Raw genomic sequence first — 1,638 nt, 5'->3', positions numbered from 1 at the left:
AGTGACGCCTTCGCCACCTTCGACGACGTCGGTAGCGCCGACCCGTTCGACGCCCGGCCGCTGACCCCGCCCTCGACCTCGCCCTCGACCGCGATCGACGCCACCTCCGGGCTGCCGGCCGCCAGCAGGTACCAGGAGTCCGCCGGCGACTTCCACAGCACACCGGAGAGCACCCGCGGCTCCCGCGGGCCGCACGCCGTGCCCTCCTCCTGCCGCGCGACCACCGCGCCCGGCTCACCGGCCCGCTCGGCCGGAACGTGGAACTGCGCCATCGTCCGGCTCCCCGAGCCGCGCCAGGTCTCCGCGCGCGTGCACAGCCACTGGGCGGTCCCCGCCCCGTCCGGCAGTTCCTGCTCGGCGAAGCCCCAGGTGTTCACCGACTTCACACCGGTCGCCGTCACCCCGGACAGATGGCAGGCGGTACGCGCCCAGCGGGCCGCCGACGTCCCGTCCGCCAGCGCCCCGCCCGGCTCGCCCGGCGTGCCGTACGTCAGCAGCGCCGGGGTCAGCTCGCCCAGGTCCGCCATCGCGTACGGCGCCGCCAGGCCGGTGGCGGTGAACTCCAGCACCGCGTACTCCGCGCACTCCTCCTGGGTGCCGCTGCCCGCCGGGGTCCGCACCGGGGCCGTCACCCCGTGCTCGTCCAGTTCGGTGGGCACCCCGGTGATCCCGGGCGTCAGCAGATCCGTCATCGTCAGCGACTCGACCCACGGGGCCAGCAGATAGCGGGTGTTGCCGTCCGCCCGGTCCAGGACGACGGCGGAGGCGGCCGTCGTGTCGGCTCCGTCCACCCGGGCGAAGTCCAGCACCGCGCCGCCGTCCTCGACGCCGGTCAGCTCCGCGTACCGCACCAGCCGCATCCCGTCGTACAGCAGCACCACCGTGGACTGGCCGACCTCCCCGGCGAACAGCAGCTGCGCCGGGCCGGGCGCGGGGCCGGTCTGGGTGCCGGGGGTGGCCGAGACGCCGACCGACTCGCCGGGGCGGGCCCAGACGGCGAGCGCGCGGCGCAGCAGCGCCTGGTCGTTGACCGCCTCGCCCCGGGCCGGCCACACCGCGAAGTCCACCCGGGAGGAGCCCTCCCAGACGTCGGCGGGCATCCGGCGCAGCGTCTTGGGGTCGAGCGCGGCCTGGGCCTGGGCGTTCTCCGCGTAGGGCGGGGCGGCGGGGCCGTCCGGGCCCCAGCCGCCGGGCACCAGGACCGTTCTCGCGACGGCCACCGCGAGGACGGCCGCCGCGGCCAGGGCGGCGTGCCGGCGGCGGCGTCTGCGGGTGAGATCGGTGGGGCGGGCGGTGAGCGCGCAGGGGTCGACGAGTTCGCCGCCCTCGGGGAGGGAGTCGGCCCCCCGCAGCGCCGCCCTGATGGTGTCCTCGTCGACGCCGGAGGCGGCCAGCAGGCTGCGGATGGCGGGGGCGTTCAGCCCGTCGAGGCGGCGCAGCGCGTAGGCGACGCGCCCGGCGCCGCTCAGCCGCTGGAGGGCGGTGTCGAGGGCGAGTTCGGCGGTGTCACCGACCCCGAGCGGGAACAGCCGCAGCCCGGCCACCCGGGGCAGGCCGTACGGGCCGGTGCGCAGCCGGCGCAGTTCGCGGCCGGCCAGCCGCACCGGGCGGGCCGCGGTGAGCGCCGTGCGCAGCACC

1 protein-coding gene is annotated in these 1,638 nt (G+C 77.7%); it reads right to left on the bottom strand.

The window, feature by feature from the left end; translation table 11 throughout:
* The coding region (locus tag ACFV5N_RS27705; RefSeq protein WP_385605258.1) for a hypothetical protein at positions 1 to 1,638 on the bottom strand (1,638 nt) is incomplete at both ends.

The organism is Streptomyces sp. NPDC059853, assembly GCF_042731495.1.
Taxonomy (GTDB): Bacteria; Actinomycetota; Actinomycetes; order Streptomycetales; family Streptomycetaceae; genus Streptomyces.
The sequence above is the reverse complement of the archived record's forward strand: the minus strand, read 5'-3'. Positions and strand labels throughout refer to the sequence as shown.